We start from the raw sequence: 19,702 nt of genomic DNA, 5'->3' as shown, positions 1-19,702 counted from the left end.
CGGATTATAGTGTCCAGGTCAGTACGTAATCTTCAAAGGTATCGTAAGCTACTGGAAGTGTCTGGTATGTACCTTTACTTGCAAGCAAAACTTCAAATCTGCCATTTTGGTTGCTTTTGAAAGGCTTTATCGTAATGTGTTTTTTCAAATCGAGCTCTGCGTCGCCGGCATACTTGAATGCGGATTCCTTGGCTGACCAGATCAGGTGCAGCAAAAGATTGTCAGCTGCATTGATCCATTGTTGCTCTTCTTCATTCAAAAAATAGTCAATTCCTTTTGAAATGGAAGGTTTCATTCGCTGGATATCTGTACCAACCAATTGTTCGTCAGCCAGATATATAGCTGCAAAATCACCTGAATGCGACATTGACAGCTGGTAAGAACTATCTGGGATATGCGGTTTCCTGTTGGTATCGTACCTGACAACCGGCGGCCGCGAAGTAAGTTCCTGGATCAACATGCGGCAGGCGAGCCACTCTTGCTTTCTTTTGTCTTTTGAAATGCTTTTAAGTTGTGCAAATGCCTCCTCGGGAAGGTTAACCAGGCTCCGAAGCTCCTGCCAGGTTTCGGTCATGTGCCAAAGTCCAAGCCGGGCTTTCGGTGAAATGGTTTTTATACAACAAATTGGCATTAATCGTTAATTTTGATCATAAAACAACTGCGTATCTATTGTCTACGCATTGCATTTCCTTATGTGGCCTAAAAACAAAATAGCCAGATCCGTTCTTAAAGCGCTTTCCATTTTCCTATTGGTGATCGGAATATTATTCGGGCTCTTCCTGTGGCGGATCAATCTTCCTGCCCCAAAAATTGAAAGTAATAAAACTCCTGAAAGTTACAAACGTATACAGCTCGGGAAGGACCATTATGCAGTAGGTAACTGCTGGCTGAAAAAGAATAAGCACGGGATTTGGGAAATGTACCTGGAAGGTGCGCCTTACGAACGCGGACTGATTTACGGCGTGCTTGCAAAGGAGTTAATGGAAAAACAAGAAGTGCATTTTGTAGGACAGATCAAGGAATTGATCCCGAGTTCCATGTTTTTGCAGGTACTGAAAGGATTTGTAGGCTGGTTTAACCGGGACATTTATAAATACATTCCCGAGGAGAATCAGCAGGAGATTTACGGAGTATCCCAGTCGTTTTCGGATAAGTTCAACTACATAGCTCCCAAATATTACAGAATTATGAACTACCACGCGGCGCATGATATCGGTCACGCGCTGGCAGACATGAATGTGGTAGTAGGCTGTACTTCTTTTGCGGTCAAAAATGGTTTGTCAAGTGACTCGACTTTGTTGATCGCGCGCAACTTTGACTTTTATATGGGAGATGCATTTGCCGAGGACAAGCTGATCGTCTTTATGAAGCCGGATAAAGGATATAAATTCGCCTCTTACTCCTGGGCCGGGTTGACGGGGGTAGTATCCGGAATGAATGAAAAAGGGGTGACTGTTACATTGAATGCATCCAAATCGGATGTTCCATTTACTGCTAAAGAACCTATCTCCATTCTGGCGCGGGAAATCCTGCAATATGCTTCCAATATTGAAGAAGCAACGAAAATTGCTCAGCGAAGTGAAACGTTCGTTTCGGAGTCGCTGCTGATCGGTTCCGCGGCTGACAAGAAGGCGGTTATTATTGAAAAATCGCCCCAGAAAATGGATGTATATGAATCAGGAAAAGACTACCTCGTTTGCGCCAACCATTATCAGGGCAGCACATTTACCAGCGATTCGGTAAACATCCAGAACATTGCTACCTCAGATTCCAAGGCGCGGTTTGATCGTATGACACAGTTAATGGAACGTTCTTATCCGCTGGACGTGAATGAGGCCGCGGCTATTTTGCGGGACAAGAACGGGATTGATGACAAGTTTATCGGATATGGAAATGCAAAATCGCTCAATCAGCTGATCGCACACCACGGTATCCTTTTCAAACCCGAACAAAAAGAAATGTGGATCTCAACGCCGCCTTACCAGCTCGGTGCGTTCATCCATTACAATCTGAATGATGTTTTTGCAGGCAGGATCAACGTGGAAAGTGCACAGATGATCAGTGAAGACCCATTCCTGAATTCACCGGAATACCGCAAATTTGAAGCATTTAAAGAAACACGGCAGAAGATCACGAAGTTTGTGATGATGGGGATCCCATTTGAGCTGACACCTGCTGCGGAGAAAAGTTTCATAGCGAGTAACCCTAAAAGCTATGTAACCTATGTAGCCCTGGGCGATTATTTTAAAGCCAAAGAAGAAAATAAGAAGGCAGTAAGCTACTATCGGCAGGCGCTTACAATGGACGTGGCTTCGATCCGCGAAGAACATGGCATTGAGCAAAAAATATCGGAATGCAAAAAAAGCAAGCGATAAGGGTTCTATTATAAAAGAGATAGTTAATGAGTCAAATAGCATACCGTGAGGCGCAGGATAACCGCCTGAAATATTTGTTGTCTTACGTAAGTGACCATTCCCCTTATTACCAGCGGGTTTTTCGGGAGCACGGTGTTGATATTGAAGCTGTGTTTAAAATTGCAGATCTTTCTTCACTTCCATTCACAACGAAAGATGATCTGGCGGCTGCAAATGATGATTTCCTTTGTGTACCTAAAAGCAGGATAGCGGATTATGTAACAACCTCCGGTACGCTTAGCGATCCGGTCGCATTTTACCTGACAGATTCGGATATTGAAAGATTGGCTACAAACGAAGCGGAGTCTTTCAGATGCGCAGGTGGGAGTGAGCGCGATATTTACCAGTTAATGACCACAATCGACCGCCGGTTTATGGCCGGGCTCGCCTACTGGATGGGGGCGCGGAAAATGGGAGCGGGTATGATCCGCGTCGGGCCGGGTGCACCTTACCTGCAATGGGAGTCAATTCAGCGGTTTTCTCCAACCGTTATCATTGCGATACCTTCGTTTATTCCAAGGTTAATAGATTATGCACTTGCCAACGGGATTGATTTTCAATCTTCAAGTATTCAGTCGATCATTTGCATTGGCGAGCCAATCCGCAATCCTGATTTTACATATAATGAACTGGGAAAAAGGATCACTTCTCAATGGAATGTTAACTTGTTCTCTACCTATGCATCCACAGAAATGGGTGCCGCATTTACGGAATGTGGCGAAGGAAAAGGCGGGCATTTAAATCCGGACCTGCTAATTCTTGAAGTAGTGGATGAGCAGGGTAAGGCAGTGGAGGAGGGTGAACTAGGGGAAGTAGTTGTTACAACCCTGGGCGTGGAAGGTATGCCGCTGTTACGTTATAAAACGGGAGATCTTTGTCATGTATATTATAGTCCGTGCGCATGTGGCCGCACCAGTCCGCGGCTTGGCCCTGTTGTGGGCAGGAAGCAGCAGATGATCAAATTCAAGGGTACAACCATTTTTCCGCCCGCTATTTTCGATGTCCTTGATATGGTCAGGGAAATAGAGCTGTACCAGGTTGTGGTATCTAAAAACGAGTTTGGGAATGATGAGATAACTGTACTGCTGGCCATGCATTTACACACGCCGGCGTTCCGTGAAATGCTCCATTCCTTATTTAAATCGCGGCTCAGGGTAACGCCCGTTTTTGAGTTTATAACCGCTGAAGAACTCTCCTTCCGAATCTTCCGCCAGGAAAAACGCAAACCTGAAAAATTGATATATATTTGATCCTCTATTATTTAAATATACATCAATCAGTCCATGAAAAAGTTCGTTTTTGCATCCGTAGTCGCTATGGTTGCCCTGAGTTCCAATGCTTCAATCGCCCAGAGAGTAGAGGCGCGTTCCGGAGATGTTGCCGTTTTATCGGGACAAAAAATTGTTAATATAGAGTACGATTATTCCAGCTTCGGAGTAGGGAAGTTTGCCACTGAGCAGGAATATCTTGATAAAAAAGCCGCTGAGTACAATGCGAAGGAGTCGGGTAAGGGAGATGCCTGGAAAAAAGCCTGGGTGGACGACCGGAAAAACCGCTTTGAGCCTAAGTTTGAAGAACTGTTTAACAAAGGAATGGAAGACAAAGGTTTGCAGGTTGTACAATCCCGTCCTGACGCGGCGTATACTATGATCGTGCGTACCAAGTTTGTAGAGCCCGGCTTCAATGTGGGTGTAATGCGCAGGAATGCATATATCGATTATGAAATTGACGTAGTGGAATCCAATAACAAGTCTGGCAAGGTTGCTGAGCTGGCGATGAGGAATGTACCAGGCGCTGTGGCTTTCGGAATGGACTTCGATACCGGCGCACGTTTGGCTGAATCCTACGCCAAAGCAGGAAAATCGCTGGCTGCATTTCTTGAAAAGAAACTTAAGTAGTTATTCACTCAATATCTCAGGTTATGAAGAAGTTAGTACTTTTCGCGTTGCTGTTGTGCAATGCCGCCGCTGCTTGGGCCGATCATACCATGGCGGAGCTTTTTGCGGGGAAAGCAAAAGTCGTTTTTCTCGGACTTGATTTTACGCAGGCCAAGTACGTGGGTTCGGTAGGTTTCACAGATCCAACGGCGATCCAGAACCAGCACATCGTGAGCTGGAACAATCTGATCGAAATGGAGCCGAAAAAATTCTCGCTTCAAAAAGCATTCAATCTGAATGACGGTCAGTATGTTTCCAAGGTTGAGGATATGGTGAAGTTCAACAAGTCAGTAAATGTGGCTGAGAACATTACCGAGACAGCGAACAGTATCACAGAAGATCAGGTCAGAAAATCGGTGGCCAAATACGCGCTCAGCGAGAACGACGGCATTGGTATTGTGTACGTTGTCGAAAATCTGAGCAAGACTGCCGAGAAAATGACCGCCTGGGTTACATTCATTGATCTGAGCACAAAAAAGGTGCTTTATACCGAGCACGTTGAAGGAAAAGCAGGCGGTTTCGGGTTCAGGAATTACTGGGCCGGCGCCGTTTACAAGATCAACCAGGAAATTGACTCCAAGCTGTACAAGAAGTGGAGCAAGACTTTTAAAGGCTGAGAAATAAATAGAATTGCTTATTTTTAAAGCTCAGAATTCAATACCGACACCATAATGTTACCTGATAAGCTGTGATTTGTTTGCCGGTTTTGGTGAACTTTTCACAGCTTAATGCTTAATTTACAATACAACTTGTGAGAATATCAACCTTGATCCTTACGGTGCTACTTTCCATATTATTGTCAGGATGTGGCAAAATGCTGTACCGCTCTGCGGAGAGGGCATTTCAGGAAGGTTTAAAGGATCAGCCCTATGACGCGATCATTGTCCCCGGCTATCCGTTCAACGGACAGAAATGGGATATGATTTTACAGTTGAGGATCCACTGGGCGCATTATCTCTATGCAAAGGGCTATACAAAGAATATCATCTTCTCAGGCTCGGCTGTGGCGACAGAGTATATAGAAAGCCGTGTGATGGCCAACTATGCAGAAGCACTTGGCGTGCCACGTGAAAACCTGTTCACAGAAGAGAAGGCCCAGCACACGACCGAGAATATCTACTATTCGTACCGGCTTGCCAAAGACCTGGGATTTGAAAAAATCGCATTGTCTACGGATCCCATTCAGACCAGCTATATGCGCCGGTTTATAAAAAGGTATGAGCTTCCGGTCGGTCTGCTTCCGACGGTGATTGACACAATTAAAGTGTTGAATCTGTACGAGCCTAAGATCAACCTGGAAAACACAACAAGAGCGAATTTTCAAAAGCTGTCGGACAGGGAGAATTTCTTTCAACGGTTTAAAGGCACCATGGGCAAGTACATTGTGTGGCAGGAGGAGGATCTTAAAAAGAAAAAATACATAAGGAAGTTTAAAGACCGGACGATCCCCTCTTCTTCGGTAAGTAAGGAACCATAAATGCATATAATGAAAAAAGAATTATCTGCCATTGAGGCGAAGTATGAAGCACAGAAAATAGCGTTCGGGCCGATTTATTTTCAATCGGTAGTCGCATTAAGGGAGTTGGGTATTCTGCAGTTTATCGGTGAGCACCGCCGGGGCGTTACCGTGGATGCCATTCTTGAAAAGCTCGACGTTTCGGAGTATAGTGTTCATCTGCTTCTGGAGGCGGCTGAGGTCCTCGGAGTTGTTGATATAGAAAGTGACATCGTGAGGATCAGCAAGGTAGGCTTTTTTCTTTTGAAGGATGAAATGACGCGGGTCAACATCAATTTTATGAATGATGTATGTTACCTCGGCGCGAAAAATATGACCGAAAGCTTCGTGAAAGGGAAGCCGGAGGGGTTGAAAGTGTTGGGCGACTGGCCAACCATTTATGAGGGACTTTCAGTACTACCGGAACCAGCCAAAACATCGTGGTTTGAATTCGACCATTACTACTCGGACAATGCATTTCCGGACGCATTGAAAATTGTGTTCAGGAAAAAGCCCGGGCTGATTTTTGACATTGGCGGGAATACAGGTAAATGGTCTTTTGCCTGCTGTGCGCATGATCCCGACGTCCGCATTAAAATACTTGACTTACCCGTGCAGCTGAAAGTAGCCAAAGCAAATGCAGCTGCTAAAAATCTGCTGGATCGCATTGATTTCCACGAGATAGATCTGCTCGACGCTGCCCAAAAAATTCCTCAGGGTGCGGATGTAATCTGGATGAGCCAGTTTCTCGATTGCTTTTCAAAAGAGCAAATTGTCCAGATTCTTGAAAATGCTTACCAGGCAGCCTCTCCCGAGACAACGCTTTACATTCTGGAACCATTTTTTGATAACCAGAATTATCCTGCTGCGCATTACAGCCTGGTAGCAACATCTTTGTATTTCACAATCATGGCCAACGGAAACAGTAAAATGTACCGCATCGGCGTGATGAAAGAATTAGTCGATCAAGCTGGTTTCGAAGTGATTGAAACTTATCCATTGATCGGGGATAGCTACCATACGATTCTGGAATGCAGGAAAAAGCGGCAGGCTTAATCCGTTTTGAAACAGACAGCGTAAATTTATAGAGATGAGAAAAACACTGGTTGCTTACCTGATGCTCGGTCTGGCGTTTACAGCATTTGCCGCGACCCAAGTTGAGAGGAGTGTTTTTTATAAATCCCTGTCTTCGGGCGACGAATCCACGATAGATAAAATGATTGCCGGACTTGAATCCGAAAAGTCGACGTCTCGCAACAAAGCTTATATCGCTGCGTTGACGATGAAAAAAGCGGGTTTTGTGAAGGGGGCAGGGGAGAAGTTGAAGGTATTTAAAAAAGGGGCGCATATACTGGAAGAAGAAATAAAAAGTCAGCCGGATAATGCAGAGTACCGGTTTTTACGACTTACGATCCAGGAACACGCGCCTAAAATCCTGAAATATAACAAGCAGGTCGACGAGGATAAACGGGCAGTTGTGGCAGCGTACAGCAAGCTGCATCCGAGTGTGCAGAGCGCGGTTGCTGACTATGCAAAAAACTCAAAGGTACTCAGCCCGTCTGATCTGAAATAATGCTTAAATTGGATTAAAAAATTAAATGGGAAACATACTTGTCGTAAACTATTCGCAGACGGGACAACTGAACGAAATTATCGACCACTTTTTACTCCCATTTGACCAGGCTGACATTGAGCGTGTAATTGTAGAACCGGCAAAACCCTTTGTTTTTCCGTGGACTACCGACGAGTTTTTTGATAAAATGCCAGAATGCGTGCTGGAAGAAACCATAGAGCTGGAACCCTTTCATTTTGCCTCGCCGCATTACGATCTGATTGTACTTGGTTACCAACCCTGGTTCCTTTCGCCTTCGCTACCATTTACATCCCTGTTGAAATCGCCTGCATTCAAGGCTGTCATGAACGGAACTCCTGTGGTTACGATTATTGGTGGCCGGAATATGTGGCTTAACTCGCAGGAAAGCGTAAAGAAGCTAATTGCCGCAGGCGGCGGGAGGCTGGTAGGGAACATCCCGTTTATGGACCGGACTTCCAACCTGATCAGTGCATTCACGATTTTGCATTGGATGCTGACCGGACGAAAAGATAAAAAGTGGGGCGTTTTTCCAATGCCGGGAGTCAGTCAGAAGGATATCGAAAGTGGTGCGCAGTTCGGCCGGATTGTGCGTATTGCTCATGAAAAGCAGGAATACGGAAATTTGCAGCACGACATTCTCGCAACGGGTTTGATCGACATCCCGACAGATATCCTTTTTATCGAGCAACGCGCCAAAAAGCTGTTCAGGATCTGGGCAAACCTGATCAAAACAAAGGGTACCACGCCGGCTAAACGGAAAAGGCTAGTTGGATTTTTCAAATATTACCTGCTGGTAGCTCTATTTATGGTAGCACCGGTCATACTTTTTTTGTACAATTTGTTTGTAGCGCCTTTTACCGAAAATACGATTAAGAAGAAAAAACAATACTTTTGTGGGGTTGAAATCAAATCATAATGTCAGAAGCATACATTACAAGAATTGCCAAGTTTTTGCCCAATGAGTCCGTTTCGAATGAAGAAATGGAAGAATATCTAGGATACATCAACGGTAAGCCATCGAAATCAAAAGCAATCGTTTTACGTAATAACGGGATAAAAAGCAGGTATTACGCACTGACCCGGGATGGCGCTGTTACGCACACCAATGCAGAAATGGCGGCCCAGGCTGTGAGAGGATTGTTCAAAAATAATCCGGGCGAGATCGCAGAAATGGATCTCCTGAGCTGCGCTACTTCCAGTCCCGACCAGCTAATGCCCTCGCACGGTTCTATGGTGCACGGAAGTTTGCCGGAAACGGCGTCTGTCGAGGTGGTATCTCCGTCGGGCGTTTGTTGTGCAGGTATGCATGCGCTCAAATACGCTTACATGTCGGTAAAGGTTGGAGACAAGCAAAAAGCAGTCTCCTGCGCATCCGAGAGGCTTTCTTCGGTTTTAAAGGCTGATCAGTTTGCGGAAGAAATCAGCCAGCTGCAACGATTGGAGCAGAATCCATACATCTCTTTTGAAAAGGATTTTTTAAGATGGATGCTTTCAGACGGCGCAGGGGCATTCCTGGTAGAACCTCAGCCGAATGCAGAGGGAATTTCCCTTAAAATCGACTGGCTTGAAGGTTGTTCATACGCAAATGAATACGAAGCCTGTATGTATATGGGCGCCGACAAACTTGAAGACGGGACTTTGCAGAGTTATAAAGACTACGCTGCAGAAGAAATACAAGACCGTTCGGTATTCAGTATCAAGCAGGATGTGAAGCTATTAGGCGAGAAAATCGTTAAATTAGGCTTTGCGAAATTGAAGGATATACTTCAAAAGAAAAATATGAGCGTGGATGAAATCAGCTACTTTTTGCCGCATTTATCCAGCTACTTTTTTGAAAATAAAATTGACGATTTCCTGAAAATAAACGGAATGGGCATACCTAAGGAAAAATGGTATACCAATTTGGTGAATAAAGGAAATGTGGGTGCCGCCTCTATCTATATGATGCTTGAAGAAGTATTCCATAGCGGCGCATTGAAAAAAGGAGAGAAGATTTTACTCGCTGTTCCTGAAAGTTCGAGATTCTCTTACATGTTCTGTTTGCTGACTGTTTGTTAAAACCAGTTTCAAAATGAAAAAGGAAGATCTGCCACAAGATACAGGCGCTCTCGAGAAGTTTACGAGGGAAGTATGCTACGTCAAAAATGAGGACGGAAAGTACGAAACAGCGCTGAGTAAGGGTTGGGAGGTCAAGAAATTTGCATTGGACAGCGCCTGGGAGGATGTGAATGCGCGAGTGGAAGAAGCCAGGCAGGCAGTAATAAGAGGAGAAAAAAGCCCGATCTATTATTTTATGGAATTGCGCCTGATGGACCTGCCCGTACTTTCGGGGTACACAGGTATCTTCTCTTTTTTCATCAAAAGACATTTAAAACCTGCTGTATTTAAGAAGCTGAGCGAGCGTAAACTTGAAAAATATGCCCGCGCGTTTGATATCACAGTTGATAGTTTGAAAAATTTTAAAGGTTAAGCCAGTGAATGTTGATAGTCAAACGGATGAATTTCACCACGTCCAAACGGCGCATTGTGAGAATGGCGTAACAACGGCTTTGCTGCGTTACCACGGACTGGATTTCATGACCGAGCCACTTGCATTCGGAATGGGATCGGGTCTTTTTTATATACAAATCCCTTTTCTGACAGTCAATAACGGCCCTGCAATTTCTTTCAGGACCATGCCCGGCGCTATTTTTAAGCGTACCTGCAAGTCGCTGGGTGTTGATGTGACTAGAAAGAAATTCTCGAACCCGCTTGCCGCCGAAGCATTTTTAAATCAGAAAGTAAAAGAAGGAGTACCTGTCGGCTGCCAGGTCGGCGTATTTCACCTGACCTACTTCCCAAAAGAGTATCGCTTCCATTTCAATGCACACAACCTGATCGTTTTTGGTCAGGAAAACGACCGCTATCTGATCAGCGACCCGGTAATGGAGGATGTAACCTCACTATCGCGGGAAGAACTATCGCGTGTCCGCTTCGCACAGGGCCCGCTTGCACCGAAGGGACATATTTACTTTCCGGAAAGTGTAAAGCCAATTTCTGACGATCTGATCAGAAAAGGAATTGGAAAAGGTATCCGCCGCAATGTGCGCGATATGCTGCGCATTCCCGGCAACTTTGCTGGTGTAGACGGAATCAGGCACACTTCCAATCATGTTCGCAAGTGGCGCGACAAGCTCGGGCTGCGGAAAGCGAGCCTGTACCTGGGGCAGATCGTTCGGATGCAGGAAGAGATCGGGACAGGCGGCGGTGGTTTTCGCTTTCTTTATGGTGCATTTCTTGAAGAGGCTTCTGCTTATATGCAGGATGACAGGCTCTCGCAGGTTTCCGAAGATTTTACCAAAGCGGGAGATCTGTGGCGGGCAAGCGCTATCAAAATGGCAGGAGTGTACAAAGGCAGGTTGACCGAGCAAAAGGATTTCGATGAAATCGCGGATATCATGCTGGACATACGTTCAGTTGAAAAAGAAGCCTTCGAAAAACTTTCCAGACTTAATTTAGGAAAGTAGCGCATGGAAGACATTTCAGATCCTGTATGCATTCAGATCCGGCACGTTTCTAAAAAATATAAATCTGCGCAGGAAAATAGCCTCACCGATGTTTCTCTCGATATTGTCAGGTCAGATGTTTTTGGCTTGTTAGGTCCGAATGGAGCCGGGAAAACGACACTGATCTCCATTCTATGCGGGATAATTCCGCCTTCCGAAGGCGAGGCGGAATTCATTATTGATGGTAAAGTACTATCTCCCATTGAGCGGAAAAGCAGAATCGGGTTTGTGCCGCAGGAATATGCATTTTATCAGGAGCTCACACCGCGCCAAAACCTAGACTACTTCGGTGCGATGTATAACATTCCTAAAAACGAGCTGCTTGAAAGAAGAGAATATTTGTTAAATGTGCTTGGTCTTTCGAAGTCGGTGGACGATAAGGTTGAAACGTTTTCCGGTGGTATGAAGCGGCGCGTAAACCTGGCGATCGGAATTATTCACAAGCCGGATATCCTTTTTCTGGACGAGCCTACCGTAGGTGTGGATGTACAAAGCCGCAATGCGATTATCCGCTATTTACAATCCATCAATGAGGCAGGGACGACCATTATCTACACTTCTCACCACATGTCGGAGGCTGAGGAATTTTGCAAGAACATCGCGCTGATAGATCATGGTAAGGTTATTGCTGAAGGGGATATACAGGATTTGAAAACCCAGCACAACGTTCCAAACCTGCAATCACTATTTATCAATCTGACCGGCGAAGCGTACAGGGACTAGGATGTTCAAAATATTTTCCTCACTTCGAAAAGAGTTCTTACTGCTCATCAATGACAAGACCGGCCTTGCGCTGCTCTTCTTAATGCCGCTGCTCCTCGTTTTTATCATCACCATTATTCAGGATAGTGCGTACAAAATGGTCAACGAAAACCAGATCGCATTGTTAGTCGTAAATAAGGATTCGGGAAAGGAAGGAGGAAAGCTGGTGAATACTTTGAAAGAATCGGGTCTTTTCAGGATCGATTCACAAGATCAGATCGAGCAAAGTGCATTAAAAAAGGAATTGCTGGCGCGGGGAAAGTTGATCGCGCTGTTTATTCCACCCACATTTTCAGCGGGTCTGGAAAGTAATGCGCAAGATGTTAGCAATATATTAATGCAGGACCTCGGGCTGGAAAGTGATTCCACAACGCAGGAAAAGGTGGATATGCCGAGGCTCGCTTTTTATCACGACCCGGTTTTGCAGGAGAATTACAGCCAGTCGGTCATGGGGATAATACAGTCTTACATGGGTATGATTGAAAACTCGCTGATGATCGACAGAATGTACGCGAGTATGGACCTTGGTAATAAATCAGAAGTACTGAAAGAGAAGATGATATCGAACCGCGTGAAAATCGATCCGATCATAGCAAGCAACAATAACTCAACAGTACTGCCTAATTCGACGCAGCATAACGTACCTGCCTGGACCATTTTTGCGATGTTTTTTATGGTGGTATCCCTGGGCAGCAACATTGTAAAAGAACGGATAAACGGAAGCTTCCTTAGGTTGAAGACGATGCCGACCACATTTATGCTGGTGATGTTCAGCAAAATGGCCATTTACGTTACGGTGGCTGTGGTGCAGGTTGCACTCACATTTTCAATGGGAATATGGATTTTGCCCCGGCTGGGATTACCGCAGCTTACCGTTCCTGAAAATCTGATCGCACTCCTGGCCGTAACCTTCGTGAGCAGTATGGCGGCAGTAAGCTATGCATTGATGATCGGCGCATTTGCCAGAACTGAGCAGCAGGCGAATGGATTCGGCGCCATTTCCATTATTATTTTTGGTGCAATAGGCGGGATCCTGGTACCTACGTTTGTGATGCCCGCATTCATGCAGACAGCCAGCAATTTTTCGCCGCTGCACTGGTGTCTCGAAGGCTTTTATGTATTGTTCCTGAAAGGCGGCAGCTGGCGCGAGCTCGGACTGGTTTTTTCATTTTTAGGTATTTTTATACTGATTTGTCAGCTGGCGACATATTTTAAACTTCGGATCGAAAGAATTCTTTAAGTTTGGCTAGCGTAGCAGCGCATTTAACTATTTATATGGACATAGAAAGCTTGAAGCCCATTTTGAAGGGCCAAATTGTACAGTATTTGAATTTACTAGACGTTAATCCTCAGGATATCAAAGATGACGAACCACTTTTCGGCGGCGATCTCGGCCTTGATTCCATTGACTCGCTTGAATTGGTAGTACTTCTTGAAAGAGAATACGGGATCAAGATCACCAACCCGGCTGAGGGAAGGAAAATACTTGTAGACGTAAACCGAATGGCGGAATATATTCTTGCCAACACGAAAACCGCCTGATATGAGGAAAGTGCTGGTTACGGGAATGGGAGTTATTTCGGCGATAGGGGAGAACCTGCATGAAAATCATCAAAGCCTGCGCGCAGGTGTTACCGGAATAGGTAAAGCTGCCCGGTTTGAATCACAGTACGCCGCATTGCTGCCTTTTGGAGAATGCAAAACGAGTAATGAATCTTTAAAAGCAATGCTCGGGCTTGAAAATAGCCTGGGATATACACGTACCTGCCTGCTCGCCAGCAAAGCTTTTGATGAGGCGGTAAATGATGCGGGCTTAACACAAGAACAGCTTTCTGACTTTACTACTGCATTTATATCAGCCAGTACAGTAGGCGGAATGTGCCTCACAGACCAGCTTTATGACGATGCTAACCTGAAATCCAGCGGCTCCGAATACCTTGACGCTTACAGCTGTGCTTCGCATACGCTTAAAATTATTGATCATTACAAAATCAGGGGATTTACCGATACGATCAATACGGCTTGTTCTTCCTCTGCTAATGCCATTATGCTCGGAGCGCGGCTGATTCGCTCCGGCCGGGCGACCCGCGTGATCGTCGGCGGGGTAGATAGTCTCGCCAAATACACTGTCAACGGCTTCAATGCATTGAAAATCCTGTCCGGCTCTGCCTGTAAGCCTTTTGACGAAAACCGGGATGGTTTGAACCTCGGGGAGGGAGCGGCGTATCTGGTACTTGAAACCGCAGAGAGCGCAGCAGGTAAAAAGGTGTATGCAGAGGTAGCAGGTTATGGCAATGCAAACGACGCGCACCATCCTTCTGCAATGTCTGACGAAGCTACTGGTGCAATCCGCTGCATGCGTGAGGCTGTGGAGACTGCGGGTATCGCATTTGAGCAGATCAATTATGTGAATGCGCACGGTACGGGCACGAAAAACAACGACGACGTAGAGTTGTTCGGTCTGCATCAGCTTTTTGAGCAAATCCCGCCTTACAGTTCTACAAAATCTTTCACGGGACATACTCTGGGCGCAGCCGGCGCGCTGGAAGCAATTTTTAGTATCCTGAGCATTGTTCACTCCGAACTTTATCCAAGTCTGAGCATTGAGGTGCCGGTTACTACTTACGACCGGGTCCCCATTCTAAGTTTTGAAGAGGGGCAGCAGATCAATTATGTGCTTTCCAATTCTTTTGGTTTCGGCGGCAATTGTACTTCCCTGGTTTTCGGAAGCGCCAATTAATGGGCTTCCATCAGTGTACTAAGGATTTTTTGCGCAGCTACCGAAATGATAGTTCCCGGCCCGAAAACACCTTTTACTCCTGCATTATATAAAAACTGGTAATCCTGCGGAGGAATTACTCCACCCGCAATTACCATAATATCCGGCCGGCCGATTGCCTCCAATGCATTGATCAATTCCGGGATCAATGTTTTATGCCCGGCTGCAAGGCTCGATGCGCCTATGATGTGCACGTCATTTTCTGCTGCCTGCATTGCTACCTCTTGCGGAGTTTGAAAGAGAGGCCCGATATCCACATCGAAACCCAGGTCAGCGAAACTGGTAGCAATAACCTTTGCACCTCTGTCGTGACCATCCTGTCCCATTTTTGCCACCAGGATTCTCGGCCGGCGACCTTCCATTTCGGCAAACTGATCGGAGAGCTGGCGGGCGAGGCGGAAGTTTTCGTCATCTGAAACTTCTGCGCTGTACACACCTGATATAGACCGGATGGTGGATTTATATCTTCCAAAATGATTTTCCATAGCTTCTGAAATTTCGCCCAATGTAGCCCGTTTGCGCGCCGCGTCTACTGCCAGTGCCAGCAGGTTTGCGCTCATATCTTTTCCCCCCGGCTGTGTGCAGGCGAGTGTGATTGCTTCCAATGCTGACTGAACTTCCTCCTGGTTCCGGTTTGCCCGGAGTTTGTTCAATGCATTGATCTGCGCCTCTCTGACAGCCTGGTTGTCTATTTCAAGCAGCTCAATGCTGTTCTGCTCTGTTGACTGAAATTTGTTCACACCTACAATAATATCCTTGCCCGAATCGATGCGAGCCTGCTTTCTTGCCGCAGCTTCTTCAATCCGCATCTTTGGTAGCCCGGTCTCGATTGCGCGTGTCATGCCGCCTATTGATTCCACTTCTTGGATAAGTTGCCACGCTTTTTCAGCCAGCTCGCCGGTAAGATACTCCACATAGTACGAGCCGCCCCATGGATCGACGGACTTGCAGATATCAGTTTCATATTGGATAAACAGTTGCGTATTTCGCGCGATTCTCGCTGAGAAGTCGGTAGGGAGCGCCATTGCTTCGTCCAGCGAATTGGTATGTAGCGACTGTGTGTGCCCCATCACTGCCGCCATAGCTTCAATGGTCGTGCGGGTGACATTGTTAAATGGATCCTGCTCGGTAAGACTGTACCCGCTTGTTTGGCAGTGCGTGCGCAGCGCCATTGATTTTTCTTTCGCCGGGTTGAAGCCCTTCACAATTTTTGACCACAATAATCTTCCCGCGCGCATCTTGGCGATTTCCATAAAGTGGTTCATGCCAATTCCCCAGAAGAACGACAGCCGCGGCGCAAAATCGTCGACCGGAATACCCGCAGCAATACCTGTTCTGATGTATTCAAGTCCGTCCGCGAGTGTGTATGCGAGTTCAAGGTGTGCAGGTGCGCCAGCTTCGTGCATGTGGTACCCGCTGATGCTGATTGAATTGAACTTTGGCATAAAGCGTGACGTATACGCAAATATGTCCCCTACAATCCGCATGGATGCAGCGGGCGGATATATATAGGTATTGCGTACCATAAACTCTTTCAAAATGTCATTCTGAATGGTTCCAGAGAGCTTTTCAGGAGAAACACCCTGCTCTTCGGCAGCGACAATAAAAAACGCCATAATAGGAATTACCGCGCCATTCATGGTCATCGATACAGACATTTGATCCAGCGGGATCTGATCAAAAAGCGCCTTCATATCTTCAACTGAATCAATCGCAACTCCGGCTTTACCCACGTCGCCCGTCACTCTTGGATGGTCAGAATCGTAACCCCGGTGCGTTGCCAGGTCAAATGCAACTGATAGTCCCTTTTGTCCGGCCGCCAGATTACGTCTGTAAAATGCATTCGACTCGGCTGCTGTGGAAAAGCCTGCATACTGGCGGACTGTCGAGGGGCGGTCGAGATACATGCTCGCGTAAGGTCCGCGCAGGAAAGGAGCTTTCCCCGCTCCGAAATGCAGGTGACCAGCCGATGCAGTATCTCCTGCATTAAAATAGGAGGCGAGCCGGATTCCCTCGCGCGTGGTACCTGTTTTATCCTGCGTTACTACGGGAGCTGCATTGCCTGTATGTTGATCCGAAACTTTTCTAAAATCAGGTTTCATAGCGTTTTCCGTTGATTTTGGAACATTTCAGATAAAGAAGTATCACGAAGCAGGCGCAGTTTTGCAGGATTACTTTCGGATGTTTGTGCTGCCTCAACCGGGTTGGATTCAGGTTCGGTAAAACGATTTACACCGATCATTACCCCGCCGTTTTCCAGCATATCAAGTTTCTTTTTTGCCGAATCGCGCAGCAGATCCTGTATATACCCCTCCTGAAAGCACTTGATCAATCCGCCTTTGTCTTCCATTTCAACAAAAAGCGCCCAGGCTGCATTTGACAATGCAATGGACATTTGTTCAATCGCATAGGAACCACCAGCCGGGTCAGCCACGACATTCAGGCCACTTTCATAGGAAAGAACGGACGATATGTTTCGCGCAATCCGGGAAGAAAGTTCGGTTTCTTTGGTAAGGTGACTATCAAATCCCTCAATCGTTAATGCATCGCAGCCACCTGTCACGGCGCTCATCACCTCGCTGCTTGCACGGATGATATTGGTGTAGCTGGCAGTAGCTGAATGGTAAAAAGAGGAAGTTTTTGCGTGTATAAGCGGCTTTGTTTTTTCAAAAGAAAGATCATAGGCTGCGGCAACTTTCCGAAGCAAATATCGCAAAGCTCTCAGCTTGGCTATCTCTGTCAAATATTGGGTACCTATGGAAACGGAGCAGAAAACGCTGTTAAATGCTTTTATAGGTGAAATACCAGCTTCGGTAAGCAAGTCCATGTAGGTGACCAGCGCGCCAAGCGTACATGCGAGCTCCTGCACCGGATCAGCGCCATTGTTATGGTAAATGTGCGATTCCACCATCAATGGACGGAATTCGCCTCCTTCTTTGGTTTGGCAAAACGAAATTACCGGCTTCATTGCTTCTGCCAGGTTAGACCCGGTACGCATCCAGCATGCGATGGGATCGTGGGCTATACCGCCCTTGACGAGATACCCGGTGTTATTGGTAATTGCATTGAAAAGCAGTGTTACGGGCTGGGTTGTTTGAAAGTAAACCGGATTGTCATTCAGTTTAACATGATGCAGCAGCCGCGCGATTTCGGCAGTATCCGGTTGTGTATTCTGAAAGTCGATGATAATACCGTCTGCGCCCTGACTCAAAGCCTCCCTTATTCTTGCATTGGTTTCCGCCGGAGTAGCAAGTTTAAGTCGCGGAAGATTAAGCCAGCCGGGTACCAGCTTCTGGCAGTTCCGCATTTGTTCAACCTCCTCCGGGTTCAGGATATCTGCGGTTGCATATGCATTTGTGGATACGCCGGGTGCCAGCGACCAGTGCTTCAAGATATCAAATTTTGCACCGAGCTCTGCCTCAGCCTGCTTTGTCCAGCTGTCGTAGCCAGTTGGTTCAAATTCTGAAAAAAGTGAAGCTGGATTCATCGTGCAACCGGAATGAAGAGAAACGGACCAGGGCAAAACTAAACAATTGAGCCAATATTTTGTGCCTCAAACACCTACGGAATTAAGCGCGTGCAGCTCCGATTTTAAATGCGAGGTTTTTATCCATTGGCTTGGAGTTCGGTCATATTGATACTAAATTGAACCCTGGACCAATCTTGACAGATCAGGTATTTTTATATCTTTGCCGTCCCTTAAACAAGAACATCTGAGTTTTGGTTAGTTACACATTGGAAAGAGTAAAAGCAAATACAGAAGTAGACCATGTCTGGGATGCCTGCCTGAGGATTGTTCAGCAGCATGTTCCGGAGGAAAGTTTCAAGACGTGGTTCGAGCCTATCCGACCACTGCGGCTGTATGGAAAAGTACTTACGATCCAGGTTCCGAGCCAGTTTTTTTACGAATGGCTGGAAGATAACTACGTTAATCTGCTCAGAAAAGCGCTTGATTACGCAATTGGACGCGACGGAATGCTTGAATACTCCATTATCGTTGATAAAGGAAATGAAAAGCACCAGCCGCTGACCATGAATGTGTCGACGCCCAAGTCGCCTAACTACTCAAAGCCGGACAACTTCGTTACAGATCCCCGGCTGGGTTCTAACCATAAGGAAAAGGACCAGGATTCCATGAACCTGGATACTTACCTGAACCCCAATTATTCATTCGATAATTTTATCGAGGGAGATTGTAACCGCCTTGCACGCTCGGCGGGATTTGCAGTAGCGCAGCGTCCCGGATTGACTTCTTTCAACCCACTGATGATGTACGGAGGTGTGGGATTGGGTAAAACGCACCTGGTACAGGCGATCGGGAACTACATTATGAACCACTATGAGAATAAGCTGGTACTGTATGTTTCCTCCGAAAAATTTACCAATCAGTTTATCAACTCGATCAAAAACAATACGTTGCAGGATTTTACGGACTTTTATATGAAAGTCGATGTACTTGCAATTGACGACGTGCAGTTTTTGTCAGGTAAAGAAAAAACGCAGGATACCTTTTTCCATATATTCAACCACCTGCACCAGCTCGGCAAGCAGATCATTATGACGAGTGACCGTCCGCCGAGGGAATTACAAGGTTTGCAGGACCGTCTGCTTTCGCGTTTTAAATGGGGTTTGACAGCCGATTTACAGGCGCCTGACTACGAAACAAGGATTGCGATTATCCAGAAGAAAATCCAGTCGGAAGGAATTTACATTGACTATGATGTGATTGAATACATCGCCCACAGCGTGAATTCCAACGTAAGGGAGCTGGAAGGTGTGATCGTATCGTTGATGGCACAGGCTTCTTTGACCAGGCGCGAGATTGATGTGGAACTTGCCAAGAATACGCTCAAAAACATCGTCATGAATGAGAGCAAGGAGGTTACCATCGACACAATTCAGGAGGTAATCGCCGACTTCTTCCAGGTTACCATTGCAGATTTGAAAAGCAAGAGCAGGAAGAAGGAAGTTGTATATCCGCGTCAGCTGGCTATGTTTCTTGCCAAAGAGTATACAGATCTTCCATTGAAATCCATTGGGTACCATTTTGGGGGCCGCGATCACTCTACGGTGATCCACTCCATTCAAAGTATTAATCTCCTGATGGACGAAACACCGGACGTGGAAGAAACTTTACAGAAGCTCCGCAGTTACTTTAAGTAGAAACCGACGTCTA

At 46.2% G+C, this 19,702-nt stretch carries 19 protein-coding genes; 16 read left to right on the top strand and 3 right to left on the bottom strand.

Annotation, left to right across the window (positions count from 1 at the left end; translation table 11 throughout):
* Window positions 1-4 precede the first annotated feature (4 nt).
* Complete coding sequence (locus AC1XTG_RS10785) at window positions 5-631, bottom strand: 4'-phosphopantetheinyl transferase family protein (RefSeq protein ID WP_484841999.1); 627 nt, start codon at window positions 629-631, stop codon at window positions 5-7.
* A 61-nt stretch (window positions 632-692) separates the two neighbouring features.
* On the opposite strand from AC1XTG_RS10785, the gene AC1XTG_RS10780 reads away from it, so the two are divergent.
* From AC1XTG_RS10780 to AC1XTG_RS10710, 15 genes are all read left to right on the top strand, one after another.
* The gene (locus AC1XTG_RS10780) at window positions 693-2,375 is read left to right on the top strand and encodes a C45 family autoproteolytic acyltransferase/hydrolase (protein ID WP_484841998.1); all 1,683 of its coding nucleotides are present in this window, start codon (window positions 693-695) and stop codon (window positions 2,373-2,375) included.
* Window positions 2,376-2,401: 26 nt separating this feature from the next.
* Complete coding sequence (flxY, locus tag AC1XTG_RS10775) at window positions 2,402-3,664, top strand: flexirubin biosynthesis putative acyl-CoA ligase FlxY (RefSeq protein ID WP_484841997.1); 1,263 nt, start codon at window positions 2,402-2,404, stop codon at window positions 3,662-3,664.
* A 33-nt stretch (window positions 3,665-3,697) separates the two neighbouring features.
* The gene (locus tag AC1XTG_RS10770; RefSeq protein WP_484841996.1) at window positions 3,698-4,312 is read left to right on the top strand and encodes a hypothetical protein; all 615 of its coding nucleotides are present in this window, start codon (window positions 3,698-3,700) and stop codon (window positions 4,310-4,312) included.
* A 23-nt stretch (window positions 4,313-4,335) separates the two neighbouring features.
* A complete protein-coding gene (locus AC1XTG_RS10765; protein ID WP_484841995.1) occupies window positions 4,336-4,968 on the top strand; it encodes a hypothetical protein in 633 nt (210 codons plus the stop codon).
* Window positions 4,969-5,102: 134 nt separating this feature from the next.
* Window positions 5,103-5,828 carry a YdcF family protein gene (locus tag AC1XTG_RS10760; RefSeq protein ID WP_484841994.1) on the top strand — a complete coding sequence of 242 codons (726 nt, stop codon included), beginning with the start codon at window positions 5,103-5,105 and terminating at the stop codon, window positions 5,826-5,828.
* 9 nt (window positions 5,829-5,837) lie between these two features.
* The gene (locus AC1XTG_RS10755) at window positions 5,838-6,902 is read left to right on the top strand and encodes a methyltransferase (RefSeq protein ID WP_484841993.1); all 1,065 of its coding nucleotides are present in this window, start codon (window positions 5,838-5,840) and stop codon (window positions 6,900-6,902) included.
* A gap of 34 nt (window positions 6,903-6,936) precedes the next feature.
* Window positions 6,937-7,419 carry a hypothetical protein gene (locus tag AC1XTG_RS10750; RefSeq protein ID WP_484841992.1) on the top strand — a complete coding sequence of 161 codons (483 nt, stop codon included), beginning with the start codon at window positions 6,937-6,939 and terminating at the stop codon, window positions 7,417-7,419.
* A 25-nt stretch (window positions 7,420-7,444) separates the two neighbouring features.
* On the top strand, window positions 7,445-8,356 hold the full coding sequence (locus tag AC1XTG_RS10745; protein ID WP_484841991.1) for a hypothetical protein: 912 nt from the start codon (window positions 7,445-7,447) through the stop codon (window positions 8,354-8,356).
* Window positions 8,356-9,498 (top strand): dialkylresorcinol biosynthesis protein DarB, encoded by a 1,143-nt coding sequence (gene darB / locus AC1XTG_RS10740; protein WP_484841990.1) that lies wholly within the window; start codon window positions 8,356-8,358, stop codon window positions 9,496-9,498. Before AC1XTG_RS10745 ends, darB begins: the two co-directional genes overlap by 1 nt.
* A gap of 13 nt (window positions 9,499-9,511) precedes the next feature.
* Entirely contained in the window at window positions 9,512-9,910 is a 399-nt protein-coding gene (DarG, locus tag AC1XTG_RS10735) for a flexirubin biosynthesis protein DarG (RefSeq protein WP_484841989.1), read from the top strand.
* A 4-nt stretch (window positions 9,911-9,914) separates the two neighbouring features.
* The gene (darH, locus tag AC1XTG_RS10730; RefSeq protein WP_484841988.1) at window positions 9,915-10,946 is read left to right on the top strand and encodes a BtrH-related acyltransferase DarH; all 1,032 of its coding nucleotides are present in this window, start codon (window positions 9,915-9,917) and stop codon (window positions 10,944-10,946) included.
* Between the two features lie 3 nt (window positions 10,947-10,949).
* Window positions 10,950-11,708, top strand: a complete 759-nt coding sequence (locus AC1XTG_RS10725; RefSeq protein WP_484841987.1) for an ABC transporter ATP-binding protein — start codon at window positions 10,950-10,952, stop codon at window positions 11,706-11,708.
* A 1-nt stretch (window position 11,709) separates the two neighbouring features.
* Window positions 11,710-12,987: an ABC transporter permease gene (locus AC1XTG_RS10720; RefSeq protein ID WP_484841986.1), complete on the top strand. Its 1,278-nt coding sequence runs from the start codon at window positions 11,710-11,712 to the stop codon at window positions 12,985-12,987.
* Between the two features lie 35 nt (window positions 12,988-13,022).
* Window positions 13,023-13,289, top strand: coding sequence for a phosphopantetheine-binding protein (locus AC1XTG_RS10715; RefSeq protein ID WP_056282955.1), 267 nt, complete (start codon window positions 13,023-13,025; stop codon window positions 13,287-13,289).
* Between the two features lies 1 nt (window position 13,290).
* Window positions 13,291-14,487: a beta-ketoacyl-[acyl-carrier-protein] synthase family protein gene (locus tag AC1XTG_RS10710; RefSeq protein ID WP_484841985.1), complete on the top strand. Its 1,197-nt coding sequence runs from the start codon at window positions 13,291-13,293 to the stop codon at window positions 14,485-14,487.
* Here AC1XTG_RS10710 and scpA read toward each other — a convergent pair.
* Both scpA and AC1XTG_RS10700 read right to left on the bottom strand, forming a co-directional pair.
* Entirely contained in the window at window positions 14,484-16,628 is a 2,145-nt protein-coding gene (gene scpA, locus AC1XTG_RS10705) for a methylmalonyl-CoA mutase (RefSeq protein ID WP_484841984.1), read from the bottom strand. The two genes, AC1XTG_RS10710 and scpA, sit on opposite strands and share 4 nt — an antisense overlap.
* Entirely contained in the window at window positions 16,625-18,013 is a 1,389-nt protein-coding gene (locus AC1XTG_RS10700) for a methylmalonyl-CoA mutase family protein (protein ID WP_484841983.1), read from the bottom strand. Before AC1XTG_RS10700 ends, scpA begins: the two co-directional genes overlap by 4 nt.
* Before the next feature lie 248 nt (window positions 18,014-18,261).
* Between AC1XTG_RS10700 and dnaA the strand changes: the two genes are divergently transcribed.
* Window positions 18,262-19,689, top strand: coding sequence for a chromosomal replication initiator protein DnaA (dnaA, locus tag AC1XTG_RS10695; RefSeq protein ID WP_031527630.1), 1,428 nt, complete (start codon window positions 18,262-18,264; stop codon window positions 19,687-19,689).
* Window positions 19,690-19,702 lie beyond the last annotated feature (13 nt).

Source organism: Dyadobacter sp. HNCC25DJ183, from assembly GCF_056895175.1.
This window is presented reverse-complemented; position numbering and strand designations above follow the sequence as displayed.